The 21,175-nt window shown below is 41.6% G+C and carries 18 protein-coding genes, 1 tRNA gene and 1 rRNA gene; 2 read left to right on the top strand and 18 right to left on the bottom strand.

Going from position 1 to position 21,175, the window contains the following annotated elements; translation table 11 throughout:
- The 17 genes from G626_RS0106995 to ftsH form a co-directional block, all read right to left on the bottom strand.
- Window positions 1–394, bottom strand: a 16S ribosomal RNA gene (locus tag G626_RS0106995); the annotation flags it as partial.
- 318 nt (window positions 395–712) lie between these two features.
- Entirely contained in the window at window positions 713–1,426 is a 714-nt protein-coding gene (locus G626_RS0106990) for a helix-turn-helix transcriptional regulator (protein WP_022932074.1), read from the bottom strand.
- Window positions 1,427–1,498: 72 nt separating this feature from the next.
- A complete protein-coding gene (locus tag G626_RS0106985) occupies window positions 1,499–2,740 on the bottom strand; it encodes a hypothetical protein (protein WP_022932073.1) in 1,242 nt (413 codons plus the stop codon).
- An 89-nt stretch (window positions 2,741–2,829) separates the two neighbouring features.
- Window positions 2,830–3,714 carry an SPFH domain-containing protein gene (locus G626_RS0106980; protein ID WP_022932072.1) on the bottom strand — a complete coding sequence of 295 codons (885 nt, stop codon included), beginning with the start codon at window positions 3,712–3,714 and terminating at the stop codon, window positions 2,830–2,832.
- Window positions 3,715–3,805: 91 nt separating this feature from the next.
- Window positions 3,806–4,258 (bottom strand): NfeD family protein, encoded by a 453-nt coding sequence (locus G626_RS0106975; RefSeq protein ID WP_022932071.1) that lies wholly within the window; start codon window positions 4,256–4,258, stop codon window positions 3,806–3,808.
- 195 nt (window positions 4,259–4,453) lie between these two features.
- A complete protein-coding gene (locus G626_RS0106970; RefSeq protein WP_022932070.1) occupies window positions 4,454–6,358 on the bottom strand; it encodes a ribonuclease catalytic domain-containing protein in 1,905 nt (634 codons plus the stop codon).
- A 12-nt stretch (window positions 6,359–6,370) separates the two neighbouring features.
- Window positions 6,371–7,648 (bottom strand): hypothetical protein, encoded by a 1,278-nt coding sequence (locus tag G626_RS0106965; RefSeq protein WP_022932069.1) that lies wholly within the window; start codon window positions 7,646–7,648, stop codon window positions 6,371–6,373.
- A 131-nt stretch (window positions 7,649–7,779) separates the two neighbouring features.
- Entirely contained in the window at window positions 7,780–8,901 is a 1,122-nt protein-coding gene (locus tag G626_RS0106960; RefSeq protein WP_022932068.1) for an ABC transporter ATP-binding protein, read from the bottom strand.
- Window positions 8,902–9,094: 193 nt separating this feature from the next.
- Window positions 9,095–9,805, bottom strand: a complete 711-nt coding sequence (locus G626_RS0106955) for a DUF554 domain-containing protein (RefSeq protein ID WP_022932067.1) — start codon at window positions 9,803–9,805, stop codon at window positions 9,095–9,097.
- 64 nt (window positions 9,806–9,869) lie between these two features.
- Window positions 9,870–9,951, bottom strand: a tRNA-Leu gene (locus G626_RS0106950).
- Window positions 9,952–10,040: 89 nt separating this feature from the next.
- On the bottom strand, window positions 10,041–10,526 hold the full coding sequence (locus G626_RS0106945; RefSeq protein WP_022932066.1) for a hypothetical protein: 486 nt from the start codon (window positions 10,524–10,526) through the stop codon (window positions 10,041–10,043).
- Window positions 10,527–10,570: 44 nt separating this feature from the next.
- Entirely contained in the window at window positions 10,571–11,026 is a 456-nt protein-coding gene (locus G626_RS0106940; protein ID WP_022932065.1) for a SprT-like domain-containing protein, read from the bottom strand.
- A gap of 60 nt (window positions 11,027–11,086) precedes the next feature.
- Window positions 11,087–11,950, bottom strand: a complete 864-nt coding sequence (locus tag G626_RS0106935; protein ID WP_022932064.1) for a leucine-rich repeat domain-containing protein — start codon at window positions 11,948–11,950, stop codon at window positions 11,087–11,089.
- A 39-nt stretch (window positions 11,951–11,989) separates the two neighbouring features.
- On the bottom strand, window positions 11,990–12,214 hold the full coding sequence (locus G626_RS0106930; RefSeq protein ID WP_022932063.1) for a hypothetical protein: 225 nt from the start codon (window positions 12,212–12,214) through the stop codon (window positions 11,990–11,992).
- 316 nt (window positions 12,215–12,530) lie between these two features.
- On the bottom strand, window positions 12,531–13,046 hold the full coding sequence (locus G626_RS0106925) for a type III toxin-antitoxin system ToxN/AbiQ family toxin (RefSeq protein ID WP_022932062.1): 516 nt from the start codon (window positions 13,044–13,046) through the stop codon (window positions 12,531–12,533).
- Window positions 13,047–13,275: 229 nt separating this feature from the next.
- Entirely contained in the window at window positions 13,276–15,330 is a 2,055-nt protein-coding gene (gene fusA, locus G626_RS0106920; RefSeq protein WP_022932061.1) for an elongation factor G, read from the bottom strand.
- A gap of 151 nt (window positions 15,331–15,481) precedes the next feature.
- A complete protein-coding gene (gene ftsH / locus G626_RS15700) occupies window positions 15,482–17,578 on the bottom strand; it encodes an ATP-dependent zinc metalloprotease FtsH (RefSeq protein WP_022932060.1) in 2,097 nt (698 codons plus the stop codon).
- Between the two features lie 169 nt (window positions 17,579–17,747).
- On the opposite strand from ftsH, the gene fliS reads away from it, so the two are divergent.
- Together fliS and flgN are read left to right on the top strand one after the other, a co-directional pair.
- On the top strand, window positions 17,748–18,188 hold the full coding sequence (fliS, locus tag G626_RS0106910) for a flagellar export chaperone FliS (RefSeq protein ID WP_022932059.1): 441 nt from the start codon (window positions 17,748–17,750) through the stop codon (window positions 18,186–18,188).
- Between the two features lie 26 nt (window positions 18,189–18,214).
- Window positions 18,215–18,712: a flagellar export chaperone FlgN gene (flgN, locus tag G626_RS0106905; protein ID WP_022932058.1), complete on the top strand. Its 498-nt coding sequence runs from the start codon at window positions 18,215–18,217 to the stop codon at window positions 18,710–18,712.
- Here the strand turns inward: flgN and G626_RS0106900 are convergent, their stop codons facing one another.
- Window positions 18,713–20,989, bottom strand: coding sequence for a glycoside hydrolase family 3 C-terminal domain-containing protein (locus G626_RS0106900; RefSeq protein WP_022932057.1), 2,277 nt, complete (start codon window positions 20,987–20,989; stop codon window positions 18,713–18,715).
- Between the last annotated feature and the right edge of the window lie 186 nt (window positions 20,990–21,175).

The raw sequence follows: 21,175 nt of genomic DNA, 5'->3' as shown, positions 1-21,175 counted from the left end.
GTCAGACTTTCGTCCATTGCGGAATATTCTTAGCTGCTGCCTCCCGTAGGAGTCTGGGCCGTATCTCAGTCCCAATGTGCCCGATCACCCTCTTAGGCCGGGTAACTATCGTCGCCTTGGTGGGCCGTTACCCCACCAACTAGCTAATAGTACGCGGGCCGCTCTCTGTGCGAATCAAAAGATCCTTTCCTGCATGTCCTCTGACAACATGCAGCGTATCCGGTATTATCTCCTATTTCTAGGAGCTGTCCCCGTCACAGAGGTACGTCACCCACGCGTTACTCACCAGTCCGCCGCTCTAGGATTAGTGCAAGCACCAATCTTACCGCTCGACTTGCATGCTTAAGACGCGCCGCCAGCGTTCGTTCTGAGCCAGGATCAAACTCTCCATGATTATTTCAATACCCCGAAGGGTAATGATCTTCATAAATTAGTTCAAAACCAGCTGAATATTTGCTGAATTGATTTACAATCGAAACTTAGATTTCCGAAACAAGTTCGGAATGACACCTTGCGTGTCTGTTTCGCGGGTTGTGTTTTTATGGTAAAAACACTAAAAAATTATTTAGTCAGTTATTTCCTTCCCTGATCTGTCAAAGAGCAGCGCCGCTGTGTTGCGACGGTGAAAATGAATATACTTCTTTCTAAACTTTTCGTCAATAGCTGATACGTGAATTTTATGCTTTTTTTTAATTTTTTTTTGAAAAAAAAATTAAAACTGATATCCGATAAACAAAGCCTTTAAATCAGCTTTTCCAGTAATTCCCAAAACACTATAAATATGAGCCAGATCTTTTTTAATTGCACTTTCACTTACATTGTGAGTAATTGCAAGCGCTTTAATTGTCGTATTATTTACAACAGTTTCTTTAATGCAGTCCAGCTGCCGATCTGTAAATTTATAATCATCAAGATTAATTGCCCCACTCCCCTTTCTTTCATAGGCATGGCGGAACAAAAGATTTATACAGCCGATTGTTGCAAGGGCAAAAAGAGAAATTCCAAGATACTCAAAAAAGCTTCTAACTCCATAAGGAATAACCAGAGCAAGCTTTACAACTTCCAGAGCAAGATATATTCCTAGCCGCAATCTGGAAGCAAGTCTATTTTCCAGCAAAAGAAGGACAAATAAAATTGCAGTCAAAAAAAGTGCTGTATAAATGCGGCCTGTATAGAGATAAGAAATGGTCAGAGTTTCAAGTGCAATATAATAAATACTGTGGTGTGTATACAAGAAAAAGGAAAGAATACAAAGGAGCAGCGCCACTCCCTGAGTTGAATAGGAAACAACTCTCGAAAAAGGCATGATACTCAGCTCGTAAGAAAAATCTGTAAATATATTCAGCAGCAGCATGGCAATCAGATAGATACAGCCAATCAAAGCCATGAGTCGAAAAGGTTTGTCCAGAAACTTTTTGTAATTCATAATTCTATTATACCACACATTTTCTGGCATTGCGACAATTAGATTGCTTCGCTTCGCTCGCAATGACGTACGTTATTTATTAAAGTATTCATAAATAGCATTGTAGATAGTGTCTTCACCCTTCATGAAATCTTCATAGTTTTCGTAAACTTCAACATCGGGCATGATGCCGCGATAGTATGAATCTGTTCTCTTTTTAAGTTCTGGAAGAGGAGTTATTTCATCAAGGAATCTTGGAATATAAATTCTGCAATTCATACTTTTCAAGACTTCGTTTACTGTACCTGTATAATTATAGATTGCCTGACCGGTTTCTTCTCCAAAGATTTTTGCATTCGGGCAGACCTTCAAAATTGATTCCATAAAAATTGTGCTTGCGGAAAAAGTTCTTCCGCCAGCGACAAGGGCTATATTTACTTTATTCAACTCATCCTGATATTTTTCAGGAAAGCCCCAGGTAAGATTATAGCCGCCGCGATTATATCTTAAATCAAATACAAGAGTATCATACAAGCCGCTGTTTAATTCTTTTATGATATCTGAAAACCAGACATCTGCTGGATAATCTTCCCTTGCTGTACATGAACGATATGGCACATATAAAGTGCGTTTTTCAGGACAGGGCTTGAAAGAATATTTTTCCGTCACAAAATGAGGAAGATACTCGTTTTTTATTTCTGGCATATTTGTAATATATGCATTTTTTCTTATGTCGACTGCTTTTAAGACAAGCTCTTCAGATTTTCCTTCGGGCGATTCGAGAGTCAGGTGTAATTTTCCTTTTTTGTCGAGCAGGCCAGCATACTTATAATCATTAAAAGGATTCCGGAATTCCAGATAATATCTTTTACTTATAACTGTTTCATAAGAATAAAAATCTGTAATTTTATCGACGGCTTCATCAATTTCCAAACCACCGATTTTAGTTACTTTCCAGCCAAGATACTTTTTATATTTTCTTGTTGCTTTGTTGATATGGATTTCCTTTCCAAAATTATAAAAGTCAAAAGGAAGTACAAAAGGATCCGGTTCATTTCTTGTAATGTAAACATGAGCAACGTGATAAGTACTAAGAATTTTTGCAATTCTATAATAACAGTCAGTACTGCTGACTTTTCCGGCAAGAATATCTTCTTCCAGCTGATCAAAGGCGGAAGGATCATACATTGAATTCATGGAAGAAGCAGCTAAATCAGCCTTAACCTTCAGTACATCATAATAACAAGCCGGCGTAGAATTTTTATTTTTTGATTTGTTACAAGATGTAATACAAAAAGTGAGCAAAATTAATATTATTAAATAGTTTTTTTTCATATACAGATTCTCCATGATATGGATTGCTTCGCTGCGCTCGCAATGACGGTAATTAATCGTCATTGCGAGGAGCGAAGCGACGTGGCAATCTATTTCTTTGCAATTTCAGCAACGCTTGTAACAACACCGGCAAGGCTCTGCAAATCAGACGGAACAATAATCTTTGTTGCCTGACCATCAGCGGCTTTTTCAAAGGCTTCGAGGCTGCGGAGCTTCAAAACTTTGTCGTCCATTCCGGCATCACGGAGCATCTTAAGACCTTCGGCTTTAGCCTGCTGAACCTCACGGATAGCTTCTGCTTCACCCTTTGCCTTCTGAATTGCAGACTCCTTCTGAGCTTCTGCCTGCAGAATCAAAGCCTGTTTCTGTCCTTCTGCTTCGAGAATTGCAGACTGCTTGTGACCTTCTGCAATAAGAATCTGTTCGCGGCGTTCGCGTTCAGCCTTCATCTGCTTTTCCATTGCATCGCGGATAGCCTGTGGAGGCTCAATATTCTTAACCTCTACACGGTTTACCTTGATTCCCCAAGGGTCTGTTGCTTCATCCAGGATAGAACGCATTTTTGTATTGATAACGTCACGGCTTGTAAGAGACTCATCAAGCTCCAGTTCACCAATGATGTTACGAAGTGTAGTAGCCGAAAGATTTTCCAGAGCATTGATTGGTTTTTCTACACCGTAAGTGTAGAGTTTTGGATCTGTAATCTGGAAATAAACTACAGTATCAATCATCATTGTTACGTTATCGCGGGTGATAACCGGCTGTGGCGGAAAGTCAAAAACCTTTTCCTTCAGAGAAACCTTTTTGGCAATGCGATCAAGAAAAGGCATCTTAACATGAAGTCCTACATTCCAGGTTCCCTGATAAGCTCCAAGGCGCTCAATAACAAAAGCATTTGACTGAGAAACAATTCTGATGTTTGTGATAATCAGAATCATAATCAAAACTGCAACTGCGATAATTACGTAAATCATTTCTAAATCCTCCTTTTCAATAAGGACAACCTAAAAAATGCTTTCGCATTTTTTTTAACGGTTTCCCATTTAACACCGCCCGCCAGCGGGCTTACACATGTTTTACATATGCCGTAACACCGGCAATTTCTTCGATAATGCACTTGCTGCCCTCTTCGAGAACAATGTCTTCGCGAACTGCAGCAGTCCATTCCATACCATTGATTTTTACAGCCCCCTTGTCGAGTGCTGTGATTTTCTTTGTCACTACGGCGATCTGTCCAATTATCCGCTCATAATTCGTAGCGATTTTTTTCTGACTCAACTTCTGCTTTACGATTGGTCTTGTAAAGATCAAAAGCAGCAGAGCCACAGCTACAAATATGAATAACTGAGCTGGAAATGGAAGTGGCGTAAAGGCAAGAAAAACCATCAGAAAACCACTGATTCCAAACCAAATGGTAGTAAGGGAAAGAGTAAGCGATTCAATCACAACACAGATGATTGTCACCGCAACCCAAACCCAGGGAAGATTATCAGCTAAAACTGAAATAATACTATCCATGTCTACCTCCTGAGATGCCGAAACAAGTTCGGCATGACACCTTGAATATACGGTCTATCTGGTGAGAAAACAAGAGTGACAATGGTTACATTTGGGGTAACACTTGTTACTTTTGGGGTAACGGAGGTTATCTTATAGGGTGACTTTAGTTACCTGTGGTTTCGATACGCCCTTCGGGCTACTCAACCACCGGCGTTATCTTATTCGGCTGAAGTCCACTTTCTGTTCCGGAATATCAACCTTTGACATTTTGAGAACAGCGGCATCATTCAGATTTACGTCGCTGCAGTTGCGCAAGGTAGCCTGCATATCAAGAGACGGAATCAAAAAGAGGGCATCGTTTCCGCGGCGGTCGATACAGAAGGCCTCGTATTCAGCATCCGGATTTTGAAGAAGATAAACAAGCTTCCAGTGAGTATCGCTCTGGCGACTGGCTTTTTTTGCGGCAATTGATGCGGCGTCACCGGCAGCTACCCTCTCCAACATATCATCTTTTGCAATAAGGTGGCGGCCGTCAATAAAGGCACGAAGCTGTTCGTGAGAAATCAAATCACCGTAACGGCGCAAAGGTGATGTAACCTGACTGTAGAAAGATACTCCAAGCCCCGCATGAGGAGCAGGAGTTATTCCAACAGAACGCTTTCTCATGCACTTAATGCGGGCAAACTGGCCAGCCCAGCCATCCGGAAGATTTCCGGGAAAATCCGGAGCTTCCTGACTTATATACATAAAAGGAATCTGATTCTTAAAAGCAAAGCGGGCAGCACCCTCCCCGGCCAGAATCATCAGTTCTGCAATCATTTCGTTAGATTCAAGACGAGCCTCAGGTTCAATCGTAACTTTCTTAGTTTCCTTATCTACAGAAATATCAACCTCAGGCATCTGAATTGTTACGGCACCATTCTTTTCGCGGCGAGCCTTATTCTTGCGGGCAATTTCAAAAAGCGGCTTCAACTCCGCGTCTTCCTTATGCTCTTCGGCATATTTATAAGTAAGACGCTTTACCTTAACATTGGTCTTGAAAACCTGACACTCCTCAATCTGGCTTTCACCATCAAGCTTAATTCTGAAAGAAAGAGCATGACTGTCTTCCTTAAGACCAAGTGCATAATCTTCAAGGCAGCTTTCGCAAAGCATACGCGAAGTTCCCTCAGGAATATATAAGGTGGTACCGCGGTCTCGCGCTGCAATATCAATTTTAGAATCAGGCTCTACAGAAGAAGCCGGGTCTGCAATGTGAACCCAGAGATATTCGCCGTCAAAAGCAACCGCATCATCAGGGTCGGCAGAATGCTCACTGTCTATTGCGTAGGCTACGCCCGGCACATCAAGTCTCTCCTCAGAAGGCATAGCCCCCAGCTGATCTTTAGCAGAATCAAAAGAAAAACCATAACGAGTCGGATAAGGATTCTTTGTAAAATCCCAGATACCCGTATCAATCAAAAGACGATGAGCCGCTTCAATAGTCTGAGCAACTCCAGCATCGACAAGAACACGGCACTTATCAGTTTTACAGAGAGCAAAGGCTTCCACCTCACCCATAAATTTTGCATCATCAGGAAGATCAAGTTTTCGCTCCCTCACACGCTTTATAAAAGCCGCCCTTATTTCAGCTTCATGCTCTTTTTCATACTGCTTTTTATTCAGAGCTTCAACCTCTTCAGAACTTCTTGGAATAAACTGAATTTTTCCATTTTTCAAGGCTTCTGCATCCGCTGCAAAAAGCACGGAAGAACCTACAGCAGAATAAAAAGCCCAGGCTTCATCTGCAGCAAAAGCTCCTCTTGCATACTCAGCTAAATCAGAGAGCGAAATTGCTTCACCTGCAGTAGACTCATCGCTCAGTAAAAGTTCATGAGTTTCTTCCAGCTGGGCAGAAATCTTATCATCAGAAAAAGCAAGCACATTCTCCAGCGAAGAAACCGGACCTTCATGCAAGAGCACAACATCCTTTTCGCGAACTTTCTGCTCACCATACACCGCTTTTTTACCGCCGGGAGTTGCCGGCTGACTGCAAAAGCGAATCAGATATTTATCGCCGTCGCGGTCTGTTACAAGAGCACACTGATTTTTATAAAGCACAAGAGAGTTTTTATTCATAGTTATCCGTATTTAGTTTGAGCTATATGTCCAGTAAAGGCCAGATGCCCAGGCATTATAATTCTGATTTGTAAACTTCAGACGATTCTGGAAATCAAAATATACTGTAAGAGCATTGTTCTTATTCATGTTCCAGGTAAGTTCAGGTCTGATATCGAACACATTTCCTCCGGTATAATCCGGATTATATAAAGCACTTCCTTTATCATGCCAGCGCTTATCAGAAGCCCCCAGAGCAAATGAAGACCAGGCACCCAGAACAAAATTATCAGCAAAGGCAAAATCCAGTCTTCCACCAACATACCAGGCCATTGTGTAATTAGAATCATTATAGAAAGAAAAACCGGTTTCCGGACGCAGAATCATATTAATTTTAGGAATACTGATGGTGATTGCAGCACCGGTTCCCCAATGACTTCCCCACTGATCAGGAGAAGAATCTGCAATAAGTCTTGTATTTCTGAAATTAATTGCAAGGTAAGCATCGAGAATTATATAATCAAAATCAAGAGTGAGTCCTGTATAAAGATTTCCATTTGAACGAAGAATTCCTTCGTAAGCAATGCTTGCTGTAAAGACTTTTGCCGGATGGATTTTAAAAGCAGCATTAAACAAAGGTGTCGATGTAGTAACACCAGAAGGAATGGTTATACCTGCTTCAATAAAATCTTCATATCTATAACGTACACCAATAGCCGACTTTGTATTAAGTTCATAAAGTGATGTATAGCAGTTAGCATAATAAGTATAACCCGCAACATCAGCCGCACCAGGGGCAGCATCTTCAAGTCCGCCCTGAGTAACATGAGCTTTATAGCTCCAGTAATTATCCAGAGAAGAAGGAGCCGGACCTATTACCCAGTTCAATCTTGTTCCCATACCAAAATCAAGACCATCTGTTGCATGCCAGAGAAAATTAACGTAATAACCTTTGATATAAGGATTAGTCCACCAGCCGCCTTCATTATTATTGTTTGTATAGAAGAAAGGTGTAATTCCGGTATTTTCAAATGTTATGCTGTCAAAACCACCTCTGGCATCCCACCAGGTTAAAGCACCCCAGTTGAGCATGCCTTCTGCAGTAAACTTACTCACATCAAGGCGAACCTGAAGCGTTTCCAGAAGTCCGTAAAGACGAACTCCACTCCTGTCAGAATTACCAGCCTTGTCATAAGGCATGCCAAAAGAAGTTGATAAAGTATTTTTTACACCCTGTTTGCTAAGTACCTGTGCAGAAACAGAAGCTGAAATAAGCAGAACAGCTGCTGCAAGAGCAATAATCTTTTTCATAAAAGAATCCTCCAAAAAAAAAGCGCGGCACTCAAGAGTACCACGCTTTTTATATTAGTGATTTTTCAGCGACGGGTCAAACCGGGTGGTTTCGATACGACACTTCGTGTCTACTCAACCACCGTAATGGCTTACCACTTCTTTTCAATAGTATCGCAGATGTTCAATTCGCCTTCGTCGAGAGCGAAGAACTTAGCCTTTTCCATGTTAGGAACAACGTTTACTGAATCACCAAGGCGGAATTCAGCATTTGCAGTTGTCTTAGCAATGATAGACTGACCTTTGTTAGAAACAAGGTAAAGGTGAGTTTCAGCACCAAGTGGTTCCTTGTTAGTAATCTTCATCTGCATATCATCTTTTGCAGCTGGCTTGTCAACGTATGTGAGGTCTTCAGGACGAATACCGAAAGATACTTCCTTACCAACATAGTCTTTCAAGCTCTTAGCCTGCTCGTCTGTAGGGTTGATTTCGAAAGAACCTTCATCACAAACGATTTTTCCGTTCTTCTCAAGAACCTTTACAGTGAGGAAGTTCATTGGAGGTGTACCAATGAAGCCTGCAACGAACTTGTTGATTGGGTTGTTGTAGAGGTAAAGTGGAGCACCAATCTGCTGGATAACTCCGTCCTTCATTACAACGATCTTTGTACCAAGTGTCATAGCTTCGATCTGGTCGTGTGTTACGTAGATCATAGTAGCCTGAAGTCTGTTGTGAAGAGCAGCCAATTCAGAACGCATTGTTACACGAAGCTTAGCATCGAGGTTAGAAAGAGGTTCATCGAACAAGAATACCTTAGGATTACGAACGATAGCACGACCTACAGCAACACGCTGTCTCTGTCCACCAGAGAGGGCCTTTGGCTTACGATCGAGATACTGAGTAAGGTCGAGCTGTTTAGCAGCATCGCGAACACGGCGGTCAATTTCAGCCTTGTCCATCTTACGAATCTTCAATCCGAATGCCATGTTATCATAAACAGTCATATGTGGATAAAGAGCGTAGTTCTGGAATACCATGGCGATATCACGATCCTTTGGAGGAACGTCGTTCATTTCAACGCCATCAATGAAGAGCTTACCTTCAGTAATATCTTCCAAACCAGCAATCATACGGAGAGTTGTTGACTTACCGCATCCAGAAGGACCTACGAATACGCAGAATTCCTTGTCTTCAATAGTGATATTAGCATTGTTTACAGCACGAACACCGCCGTCGTAAACCTTACCAATACCTTTAAGTTCTACCTTTGCCATTTTATGTGGCCTCCTTAAGGGTTATATTATTATACCTATTCTAGCACATCTAAGGCAGAAGTCAACAGAGAAATTTCTTATAAGTGTGATTTTTTCGGGCATTCAGGAGGGGGAAGTCTCCCCCTCGCTTCAGCCCGCAAGCGGTCTTACGCTACCCCTTCTCCTAGGGGGGCACCCCCTAAAACCCCCGGTTTTACGAGAACAGTTTCAAAACAAGCGGCACAAGTATTACAAACAAAATCTCAAACACCAGGGCCGGCAGAAAGTTTGCAGTTTTGATTTTTTTGAGTCCCAGAAGGTTAATCGCAATCATTATGATGAGCGCACCGCCGCAGGCAGAAAGTTCCTGAATTAAAAGTTCAGATACATAAGGCTGCAGGAACTCCGAAAGCAGAGTGAGCCCGCCCTGATAAATCAGAATTGCAATTACAGAAAAAACAGTTCCAATTCCCATTGCGGCCGTAAAGCTGATTGCCATAAAGCCGTCGAGAATTGATTTTGTAAAGATTGTTGTATAGTTATGATTTACACCGGCCTCAAAGGAGCCCACAATTGACATAGCCCCAACACAGAAAAGCACCGAAGAGTTCAAAAAGGCGTAGGCAAAGTTAGAAGAGCCGGAAGCCTCCCCTTTTTTTGTAAGCTTTTCGAGTTTGCCGCCAAGCTTTAGGATTGCACCGTCAATATCAAGAGCGTAGCCGACAATTGCACCCAAAATCAAAGAAAGAGCAAGGTAAACAATATTGTTGTGCTTAAAGGCCATCTGAGTTCCCAGAACCAGAGTAATTACACCACAGGCAGTCTGAATCATATCAGAAAGCTCTTCTGTAAACTTTTTGGCAAACAAAAGACCGATTATTGAACCAAGAATTACCGCGCCGCAATTTACAAATACTGCTAACATTTTTACCTCAACTCCCCGGAAAGCCCGGGCAAAAAAAAAAGAGCTTCCAATCTGGAAGCCCTTATGCGGAGGAGCCGACTTGAACGGCCACGACTTGCGCCACAAGCACCTCAAGCTTGCGTGTCTACCAATTCCACCACCCCCGCGGAATGTGATGTTTAATATATCGAAATCATCATTTTGTGTCAACATCTAAAACGATGATTTTTCGATTTTTTTTATTTTTTTACAAAACTCAGTTAATGAGTGCATATCCCTCTTTACCATAAAATGTTTTATTTACCCAACGAGCATATGAATCCCAGGCTTCATCATCAGAATGAATCTTCACGATATGTAAATCTTTTACTGTTACAATAAGAGCTGTTCTATACATACCTGTATTCCACTGAAATGTGAATACATCTAATGCTTTTAACAAGTCCTGTGAATAATTTCCATCACAGAAATCAATATCATAACTTTCCGAGAAATCCGCATCCCGCAGCAACATCGAACATGAGTCAGATCCAGGTGATCTATAAACCATTGCATAGTACTCTCCATCATGAGGCTCCTCCCCCCATATAGCAGAAGTTACATCAACATTGCAGGTAACAACTGTTGTTTCAGGATTACACAATACACCGTATCCATCACGCTTAGTTGGAGACGCTGCATACACTGCTGTAGTAATGAACGTAATAAACAAGATACAGATAATTTTTTGCAAGTTTTTCATGAAAATTAATTAGCCTCCTTCATAATCAAAAGGTGTAAAATCATCTAGAATTCCCAGCCCAGTGGAATCCATAAAGTGCATCCCGCATCATGTAATTTTTTCATAATTGCATGAAACATCTCGTGATCATGCCCGTCACAAGTATATCCATTATATCTTACATCAGGATCATTCTGATCTACATACACATGGCAGCATTCGTGGGCAATAACCGACATAATAACACTTTCTTCTTTTTCCATTAATTTAGGATTTACAGCTATAACTTCTCTGTCGGGAAAGGCGGTATAGGGAGACCAATGATAGGTAATTGCAAAACTGTCATCCGGCAGTTCATTATTGAAGTTGATATAATCAACTTTTAATTCAGAATTAAAATACTGTTTATTTATGCTGTCAAACCTTTTTCGTAAACCGGGATCATCACAATAACAATCCCATGGATTCGCAAATAAGGTTGATGACAGCGTAAAAATAAGCAATATCAAAAGTTTTTTCATAGCATAGCTTTGTCTTTTGGAGACAACTGATGAGACACTTTTTTTACATTCAAAAGATTATTAAAAGACAGTAAATCTTCCATCATATCCACTTTGAATTAGTTTTGTGCGAGTTGCCAAAGATAAAGAATCACACCCTTCAAATACATGGTCATTTTCATATTTTATTTTTTGACCATCTGCAAATATAACTTCAGTTAGCGAATTACAACAACTAAATGCATCATCCCCTATATACTTCAAAGAAGAAGGAATTTTCACAGATTTTAATTCAGTGCAGCTATAAAACATAGCATCAGGAAGAATTGTTACCCCCTCTTCAATTATAACAGATGTTACTTTTGAATATGCAAAACAATGAGAATTACGATCTCCCCACCCAACTGCGAAAGTTTTAAGATGTTCACTCCAATCTACATCATAAATACAATTTTTGGAAATAATTACGGTACCAGTTAAATCTGAACTGGAAAAAGCACCCTCTCCTATATATTGTAGATTTGTTAAATCTATATTTATATTTCCTTTGACATTATAAAAAGCACCTCGGCCAAGTTCTTTTACACTTTTTGGAACTATTATATTTTTATAAATTCCATGATATTCAGAAGATGGTATGTCATCTATTCGTCTGACAGGATAACCTTCTATACTCTCAGGAAACACTACTGTACTGGAGTCACCTACATAATATTTAATAACAATAGCTTTCTGATCTTCTGTAAACTCATATCTAAAATCAGAAATTGGATTTGGATTATCCAGAGTATATACAGGCCCTTTAGATTTCTTTGTTTTTACAGTTTTTGTTGTTGTATTAGATTTACTATCATCATCATCTACAACAACGCCAATTATTATAACCACAACAAAGAGTGCCAGTACAATTCCAATTAATTTTCCAATAAACTTAAAAATTTTCATTTTTTCACCTCTACATTTTTTTTTCACAATTATAAACTTCTAAATCATTTTTATATTCACAGGAACATATAAATATGAATCATTATGACGAAGCGTTCCTGTTGGACATGACAAACTAAACTCTTGATAATGATCAATTGTTCGAGAAGCTTTAAATGAGTTTCCACATTCATTGCAATGTACATTATCGATACCATCTCCACTGCAAACAGCTTTTGTTACTTTTTTACAAAATGGACATAACAAATAAACATCTGTATCCATAAATTACCTCCTATTTCGTTAAAAACAAAAAGACAGGTCTGCCGCATGTGCGACAGACCTGTCCTTTTGTTGTATATAAATTATATTGATTTTTCTGCTAGAACATAGTTCGCCTATAGTTGTCGAGTTGTCGAGTTGTCGAGTTGTCGAGTTGTCGAGTTGTCGAGTTGTCGAGTTGTCGAGTCTGAACTGAGGCAAAACTTTTGTCAATAACATAGTTTTAATTTTAATCCTAAAATCCTATTTCTGCAATGCTATTATAGTGAATATAAGTAGTCATTTAATGACAAGGGAAAATAAAAATCAGCATTATGTACTACTTTTTCTTATATGCATCACACATCTTTTCCAAACTTACAAAATCCAATGTTATTTCCATAAGCTTGTTTTTATTCCGTTCTGGATTATAAGTTGTACGCATTTTATGAAGCCTTACGGCCGTTTTTTCAATTTTATCTCGGTTTGAATTGATAAAGAAATATTCACTCTGCATAAGAATCTTATACTTAAAGTCGCCTTCATCATTAACAGTAACTTCTTCAAGCTCAGATGCAGGAACTGGAATCATATAATTGAATCTAATTGTTCCATAAAGGACTTTTTTATTGCGCATATAAATCTTAATAAGACTGTCTTTCTTAATATCACCATTTGGAAGATAATCAACATCTTTTGGAGATGACATAGGAACAAAGTATTTATGTCCGTTTAATTCTGTTACAAGACCTATGTATTTTCTATGATAAGTTCTTGTTTCCTGCTTATTAGACATAACATGAGGATTTTCTTTGCTCAAATAATCAATATATTCATCTGTAATCGTATAAAACATATTTTTCCGGCAAAAAATAAGGCGGCAATTTATGCCGCCCGTTATATTCTTCACTTTAAAGGCGGAAGTGCGCCTAGAATTATATCCTTCATTTTAAAGGTAGAAGTGCACCTAGAATTATATCTTCCACTTTAAGGGCAGGAACGCTCCCAACTGCTTATAATATAAGATACAAGCATTCAGAAGTCAAGTAAAAAAAATATTATCCCAGTCCGCCAGTAAAAAAATATTATCCCAACCCGCCAACCTTAAGCTGGAAGTGGCTGAACTCCATTGAGAAGCTTGCGCGGCCCTGGGTTGCTGAACGCAGGTTTGTTGTAAAGCCGAACATGTTTGCCATTGGAGCCTGGGCGTGAATAATTTCGCCGGTTGTCTTGGAATCCTGGCCCATGATGTTTCCGCCGCGCTGGCTGAGCTGGCTTGAGGCCGGGCCCACAAATTCCTTAGGACATGAAATATCTACGTTCATAACAGGCTCAAGAATTACAGGGTTAGCGGCTGTACAGGCCTTGTCAAAAACCTGAGCAGCACAAGCCTCAAAGGCGAAAGTGCTTGAAGTAAGCTCATCATACTTGATTGCAGTAACCTTAACACCAACGTCTGTACATGGGTAACCGTAGCGGATACCTGAATTAAGGGCAGACATAAAGCCACTCTTAATTGCTTCAATAATTTCATCCGGAACTTCGGCATGTCGGCAGGTAATTTCAAAGGAGTTACCACTACCCTGCTCGCGCTGCTCAACTGTGATTGTGAGGCCGGCTGTATTTTCTTTTCCGGCAAGTACGCGGCTAAAGTCTTCTGTAGCCTCGGCGCTTCCGCTTACAGACTCGCGGTAAGTTACCTGAGGAGCACCTACATTACACTTTACGCCAAAATCATCGCGCATACGGGTAACAAGAACGTCCAGGTGAAGTTCACCCATTCCGCTGATAATCAGCTGACCTGTTTCTGCATCCTCGTGGCTTGTAAAGGTTGGGTCTTCGCGGCTCAAAATCTCGAGAGTTTCGTTCATTTTGTCCTTTTCGCTCATGCTTTCTGGCTCAAGGGCAACAGAAATTACAGGCTGAGGGAACTTTGGCTGTTCAAGCAAAATCGGGAAGGCTTCAGTTCCGATAGAGTCACCAGTCTGAGCAAGCTTAAGACCGATAAATACTGCGATATCACCTGCGCTAACTGAATCGCAAGGCTCACTCTTATTTGCGTGCATACGAAGAATGCGGTTTACCCGCTCGCGTTTTTTCTTATTTATATTGAAGATTTGAGTTCCGGCCTGAATTTTTCCTGAATACATGCGGACATAGCAGAGAGGTCCCATTTCGCGGTCATACTGAATTTTAAATACGAGACCAAGAGGCATTTTTGAAACATCAGTTGGAACATCAACCTCTTCTTCTGTATCCTTCTTAATGCGGATTCCCTTTGCAGGAGGAATATCCAGAGGAGATGGAAGATAATCAATTACAGCATCAATAAGCGGCTGAACACCCTGATTGTGGCGGGCAGAACCCATTACAAATGGCACAAAGGCACGGCTGATTGTTCCAGCTCTGATTGCTTTTTTAAGCTGATCTACAGTAATTTCGCCGCCTTCAAGGTAGATTTCCATAAGGGCATCATCGCTGCCGGCAACTGTTTCTACCAGCTTTTCGCGCCATTCCTGAGCCTGTGCCAGGCGCGAAGAATCAACATCAGTTACATCAAAGGTTTCGCCTTCGTCATCTTCGTGCCAGCGGATTTCTTTCATATTAAGAAGGTCAATTACACCTTCAAAGTCCTGGCCTTCGCCGATTGGAATCTGCAACGCCAGTGTTTCAACTCCAAATTTTTCGGCAACGTCAGCCATTGAACCAAAGAAGTCTGCACCAATGCGGTCCATCTTGTTCATAAAGCAGAGACGAGGAACAGCAAACTCATCTGCCTGCTTCCATACAGTTTCTGTCTGTGGCTGAACTCCATCAACGGCACAAATTACTGCAACCGCGCCGTCGAGTACACGAAGCGAACGCTCAACCTCGGCAGTAAAGTCTACGTGGCCCGGAGTATCAATAATATTTATCTGATGGTCTTTCCAGTAAGTTGTTGTAGCAGCTGAGCAGATTGTAATTCCACGCTCCTGCTCCTGAGCCATCCAGTCCATAGTAGCCTGGCCGTCGTCAATTTCGCCAATCTTATGAATTTTACCTGTATAATAGAGAATACGTTCTGTTGTTGTGGTTTTTCCAGCATCAATATGCGCCATGATTCCTATGTTGCGCATTTTTTCCAAGTTTGTCGTTGCCATGATATTGTCCTTACAGTACAGATCCCCGGGTCAAGCCCGAAGATGACACAAATGTAAAATGAGAATATTTTGCAATTATAGTGATTTTTTATCTGTTTGAAAAGTTATTGTAAAATATTAAAAAAGACGGGCATGAGCCCGTCTCGTATTATTAGTTTTCTGTTTTCTTAGCACGTGGCTTACGAGTTTTCTTTTCTGTCGTTACTTCAGAATCAGAATTCTCTGTTTTTTTACCAGCCTTTTCTGCAAGCTCTTTGCAGTGCTGTTCGCCCTTCACAATTTCATAGAACTCTTTGCCGTCCATGGTTTCTACTTCTACCAGGCGGTTTGCTATGTATTCAAGAAGTTCTTTATGCTGCTTGAGCAGTTTTACAACGTACTTGTAACGCTCGTCCATGATTCGAGCAATTTCTTCATCAATATAATTCTGAGTCTGTTCTGAGAACTCGCGGATAAGGTTTGCATCTCCGCCACGGCTGCCGAGCACACCCTTACCAAGTGTCATGTTCTTGAACTTGTCTGACATACCGAAGTCTGTAATCATGCGCTTTACAATTTCTGTTGCGCGGGCAATATCGTTTGAAGCGCCGGTAGAAATATCTCCAAGAATTACCTCTTCTGCGGCACGGCCACCAAGCAGACTGTCGATCTCGTCCATCATGTCCTTGCGGGTCATGTTGAACTTTTCTTCACCTTCTTCGCGGTACTGGGTAAAGCCGCCTACTCCATGGCTGCGAGGAACAACTGTAATCTTATTTACAGGCTCGTGGTCAGGATTAAAGGCTGCAACAAGGGCGTGTCCTGTTTCGTGAACTGAAACAAGGCGCATCTGCTTTTTATTGTCCTTGCGGCTCTTCTTTTTAAGACCAATGCTTACCTTATCTATAGCGTCGTTGAAATCTTCCATAGTTACTTTCTTGCGGCCGTTACGAACTGCAAGAAGGGCTGCCTCATTTACTACGTTTGCAAGGTCTGCACCGGCAAAGCCTGTAGTTCCGTGAGCAATGGACTCAAAATCAACATCACTATCAAGTTTAACATTTTTTGCGTGAATGCGAAGAATCTCTTCGCGGCCCTTTACATCAGGCTTTTCAACCGGAACCTGACGGTCAAAGCGGCCAGGACGAAGGATTGCAGGGTCAAGAACGTCTACACGGTTGGTTGCGGCAAGTACAATCAAGCCCTTTTCATTATCAAAACCATCCATTTCTACGAGGAGCTGGTTGAGAGTCTGTTCACGCTCATCGTTTGAACTGAAGCCATTTGCACGGCTCTTGGCAAGGGCATCAATTTCATCAATAAAAACAATACAAGGAGCTTTTTCGCGGGCCTGCTTAAAGAGGTCACGGACGCGGGAAGCACCAACACCGACAAACATTTCTACGAAGTCTGAACCGGAAATGCTGAAGAATGGTACACCGGCCTCACCTGCAACAGCGCGGGCAAGCAAAGTTTTACCGGTTCCAGGGTCACCAACAAGAAGAACTCCCTTAGGAATTTTACCACCGATTTCTGTATATTTTTTAGGATTCTTAAGAAAATCAACTACTTCAACAAGCTCTTCCTTAGCCTCGTCTACACCGGCAACATCTGTAAAGCGGGTTTTGATTTTACCCTCTTCTACAACCTTTGCCCGGGAATTACCTACACTGAAAATAGAGCCTATTCCACCGCCGTTTCCGCCTCCCATCTTTCTGAAGAGGAAGAAGTACATAAGGAAAATCAGGCCGAATGGCACAATCAGGTTCAAAAGCAGCTGGATGAACCAGTTATTCTGTTTTGCGGCAAATTTATAGTGAATATTGTTCTCTTCCAGGAAATCAAGGAAGCTCTGGGTAAGAACTGCAGAAGTTTTGTACTGAATTGCAGCCTTAGCAGAAGGTACATTAAAGAGCTTAAGCCCCTTGCCGTTTCCAACATCAGTTTCTATAACAGTTCCATAACCAATGAAATAAGAGTCGCTGATTACTACAGATTTGATTTCACCACGCTCAATTTTGGCCTTAAAATCAGAATAGTCTATTAAATCATCATTTTTAGGGAAGATGAAGTATTCTGCCATGGCAACAACAAAAAGAGTAAGCAGCAAAACAGGCCAGAAAGGGAGCTTTTTCTTTCCGTTCTTATTCTTTTTATTTTTATCTTTGTCTTTATCGTCGTTATCCTGCGGACCAGGGAATTTGAAGAACTTATATGGATCGTCCTCATCGTTCTGTGGTTTGTTTTCGTCGTTCTGATTTTCTGCCATAGTATGTTTCCTGAGTAAAAATCGTTTGTTACTATTAAATATAGTAAAGATATGTAATTTTTTCCACTAAAAAACGAAAAAAGTTCTAAAGTAAAATTTTAGAAATCCGAAAATCAGATAAGAATACCCGCATTTTACGCGGAAATTCGGAATTCAAGGAGGAAAGCCAATGGGTTACCAGAACGCTTATGCTGCATATCAGAAAACTAATGTAAACACTGCAAGTCAGGGAAGACTGGTTGTTTTACTTTATGAGGGTGCTGTAAAGCATCTTAAGGCAGCACTTAATCTGTTTGATGCAAATGGCAAAATAAAGGCCGGAGATATCGAACAGTTTGGTATTCATCTGCAGAAGACACAGGCCATCATTACTGAACTTCAGGTTTCGCTTGATATGGAAAAAGGCGGAGATATTTCGCGCAATCTTATGTCTTTGTATGTTTATTTTAATGAAGAATTGATGGATGCAACAATCAGCCATAATAAGCAGAAAATTGAGTTTGTATTAAGTAAGGTTGATGAACTTGCTGATGCATGGAGAACAATTGCTAATTCTACGGCAAATGCTCCGGCTGCAAAGGTTGCAAATACTTTGAATATTGTGGGGTAACGGTGGGGACCGTCCAGGGGGAAAATATGGCAGAAATCACACAGGAAGAATTAAACGAACGCGTTGCAATCTTGCGCCGTTTTAGAAGTCTTTTGGAAGAACAGAGGGGTAAATTCCGCGAATATCTTACAGTTCTTGAAAAACAGCAGGATTCAATCACCTCTGAAAATCCGGAAAATCTCCTTGCACATACAGAGCTTGAGCAGCAGGTTGTAAAGAACATCGCAAGTCTTCAGAAAGTGATTGTGCCAATGGCAAAGATGTATCATGCCGGAAATGGTACTGCCAGTGCCGCTGTCTCTGCCGCAGAAGATGCTGAAATCGCAAAACTTCAAAATGATTTGTCTGATCTGCAGGACAGAGTGCTTAAACAGAATGCTATCAACCGCGACCTGCTCCGCGTTCACATTGAACAGCTTAAATCGCAGATCGCGGGCTTTAAGAATCCATATAAGGCAAACCGCAGTGTCTACGCTAACGTACAGGCACAGGCAGTTGCCACTATGGTGCATGTGGAAGTATAGTTATTTTTCCAGTGCTTTATTATAGTCTTCTACTTGCTTCAGAATATCTTCCATAGTTTTTCCGTCGCGACCGCGGTTGCTTCGGAATGGATTACTCAAAATCATGCCAAGCATTCCTTCCTTAGGGAATGGGAACTTGGCCTCAAACTCTTCATCAGTCATATCATCAAGGAACTTTCGTGCCTTCATATAATCATCATGAATAAGAGCTGCCATTTCGCGGTTGCGGAGCATGTCGCCCATTGTTGTCTGAGGTGTGATTGTAAAGGCTTTTTTACCTGATGAGGTTACATCAACTTCTGCGGTAAGGCGGATGTCGCGGCTTGAAGCACCAATGCTGATGATGTAATTTCCGCTTGGAGCGTACCACTCTTTAGTATCGGTATTCCAGTAGGCAAAAGAACGCTGGTCCAGCTTGAAAGTTACTTTCTTTGACTCACCCGGCTTGAGGCTGATTTTTTCAAAGCCCTTAAGCTCTTTTTCCGGGCGGATTTCTACACCGGTTTTGTCAGAGACATAAAGCTGGATTATTTCTTTTCCTTCAAGGTCGCCGGTATTTTTTACAGTTACACTTACATCCACCCCTTCACTGTCTTCGAAGGCAGTTTTTGAAAGTTTGAGGTCTGAATATTCAAAGCTTGTGTAGCTGAGCCCATGACCAAATGGGAAAAGAACCGGCATTTTGCGGCTGTCGTACCAGCGGTAACCTACAAAGATTCCTTCTGTGTAATGACAGGTGCGGCCGTTTCCAGGATAGGTCAGATAACAAGGTGTATCTTCCAGACGAAGAGGGAAAGTTTCTGCAAGCTTACCACTTGGGTTAGTCTTACCAAACAAGATATTGATTTGTGCAGTTCCGATATTTTCTCCGCCTAAGTAGCACTCAAGAATTGCGGCAACCTTGTCTACCCAAGGCATTGTTACAGGAGCACCGTTGTGAAGAACTACAACAATGTGTGGGTTCACGGCAGCGAGTTTTTCAATCAGTTCATTCTGAACCTGAGGCATATCAAGACTTGTGCGGTCTGCACCTTCTGACTCAAAGCTTTCAGGAAGTCCTGCAAAAACTACTACAGTGTCGGCTTCGCGGGCTGCCTGCTCGGCTTCTGCAGTGAGGGCTGGGCTTGTTGTTACAAAGTCGTCGTTATAACCTTTTACGTATTTTACATTGAGGCCGGCTTCGCGGGCTGCGTCTATAGCGCTTGTCATTTTGTAGCATTTGATTTTAGAGCTTCCACCACCACCATAGCGCGGGTTTTCTGCAAAGCAGCCGGTGAAGAGGATTTTCTCAGCTGGCGCTTTGAGAGGAAGAAGACAGTTTTCATTTTTTAGCAGTACGCAGGATTCCTCCGCAATTTTTGCAGAGGCAGCGTGATCTTTTTCCATATCAAAGACACCTGACTGCTTATGTTCTGTATAATTCAAAACCATTTCGAGCACATGAGAAACTGCCTCGTCGAGTTCTTCCATAGTGAGTTCGCCGGACTTAACTGCTTCCACAATATCATTATCTGTATGACCGCCTGAATATGGCATCTCAAGGCTGAGGTCGGCTTTAATTCCCTTTACGCGGTTATAAACAGCGCCCCAGTCAGAAACGACCATTCCCTTATAGCCCCACTCATCGCGGAGGAGATCTTTAAGAAGCCACTTGTTCTGGCTTGAAAGCTCGCCGTTGATTGCGTTATATGAACACATGATTGTAGTAGGAGCTGATTTTTTTACACAGGTCTCGAAACCCGGAAGATAAATCTCGCGCAGAGTTCGCTCGTCGACTTCTTCGCTGACAGAAAAGCGGTTTGTTTCCTGATTGTTTGCGGCAAAATGCTTTACCGAAGTTCCTACATTCTTTGACTGAACTCCGCTGATATAAGCAGCACCGAGTTCTCCGGAAACATAAGGATCCTCGCTAAGGTATTCGAAGTTTCGTCCGCAAAGGGGAGAACGCTTGATATTGATTGCAGGGCCAAGTACTGTTGAAACATTATAGTTATTTGCTTCTTCGCCGAGAATCTCGCCAAGGTGGCGCAGAAGTGAGCGGTCAAAGCTGGAAGCGGTTGCACAGCCGGACGGGAAGCTTACGGCCGGGCGGGAATCGTTTTCGTCTACACCGTTATCAAACTGGGTACGCAGGCCACTTGGTCCGTCGCTTACCATAACGGAAGGAATACCAAGTCTTTCTACAGGCTTTGTACGCCAGAAATCTTTGCCGGAACAAAGGCCGGCCTTTTCTTCGAGGGTGAGTTTTGATAATAAATCTTTAATCTTATTATTCATTATTTATCCTTAAAATGAGAGATTTTTGAATTGTGACATCGGGTCCCAGTGACGGCAAAACTGAAAAAGTAATCCCCCAGGGTCCCATGCTTCTCAATTTTGCTGCGCAAAATTGAGAAGCATGGGACCCCCTTTTTCATTTTGCCTGCGTCCCGCTGCCACAATTCACAATTATCGTAAATAAAA

Origin of the sequence: Treponema bryantii NK4A124 (assembly GCF_000421345.1) — a bacterium.
In the GTDB taxonomy this organism is placed as follows: Bacteria; Spirochaetota; Spirochaetia; order Treponematales; family Treponemataceae; genus Treponema_D; species Treponema_D bryantii_B.
This window is presented reverse-complemented; position numbering and strand designations above follow the sequence as displayed.